Source organism: Hymenobacter rubripertinctus (assembly GCF_003583925.1).
Classification (GTDB): Bacteria; Bacteroidota; Bacteroidia; order Cytophagales; family Hymenobacteraceae; genus Hymenobacter; species Hymenobacter rubripertinctus.
On sequence record NZ_QYCN01000108.1, the window covers coordinates 1 to 1,016 of the forward strand.

At 60.1% G+C, this 1,016-nt stretch carries 1 protein-coding gene; it reads right to left on the minus strand.

The window, feature by feature from the left end:
• Positions 1–1,013 (minus strand): ISAs1 family transposase (locus D0T11_RS21725; RefSeq protein WP_119657883.1); only part of this gene is annotated, 1,013 nt, incomplete at its 3' end.
• Positions 1,014–1,016 lie beyond the last annotated feature (3 nt).

The window sequence follows — 1,016 nt, forward strand, 5'->3', positions numbered from 1 at the left end:
AAGCCGTCGCGTTGTTGGGTGAGCACTTGCAGGGTGAGCTTGCGTAAGGTGGCCAGGTTTTCCGGCCCGTAGCCCGCGCGCACCCGACAGGCATCTTCTTTCAATGTTACGTCCAGATGCCAGTGCAGGTGGTTTTCGATGCTCCAGTGYCCCCGCGCTAACTTGCTGTAATAAAGTGGATTTTCTTCCACTTCATCACTCAGATAATAGCGCACCTGGCGTGTCGTCTTGCCCGCCACGCACCGGCTGGCCTCGACTTTGACCAGCGTTTGCARCCCGGGCCACGCGGCMACGAACGCGGCATCCAGGCTGCTGGCGGCCAGGCACCAGCAGCGGCGTTGCTCGAACCGGTCACGGGCATATTCCCATTTTTCCTGCGCGCTGTCCGCCGCATTGGCTTGGAACGCGCAACTCACTTCTTCCCACAACTGGCCCTGGTTGCGCTTGAGAGCCAGTAGGTAATGGCCCTGCTGCTGGCGAATCTGGCCGGCAATGGCGGCCTGGCAGCCCATGGCGTCGGTGGTGACCACCGCCTGGCGCAGGTCCAGTTGGGCCAGCAGTTCAGGTAAGGCCGTGATTTCATTGCTTTTATCGGCCACTCGCTGCTGGCCCACGCACAAGCGGTTCTCGCTCACCCAGGCATTAACCAGGTACAGGCCGGCGTTGCCAGCACTGCGCGGACTCACGCCCCGCAGCTTTTTGCCATCGAGGCAGAGTTGTTTCTSGGCCAGCGTATCGAGTAGCGCGTGGCCGTGCTGGGCCAGACAGCCCCGCAGCAAGTCGGGAGAGAGCAGTTGAAATACGCGATTAAACGTATCGTGCGACGGCACACTGGGCAAGTCTACCAATTCATCTAGTTGCCGGGCGTGGGTTTGGGCAAACAAGACCATGTCCKCGTAATCGTGGCCGTTGCTCAGGTAGGTGCACAAGCCAATAAGCAGAATGTCMGCCAGTCGGTAGCGGCACTTGGCGGCTTGACGGAARTCTTCAACTTGCAGAAAGTAGTCGCGAATCGG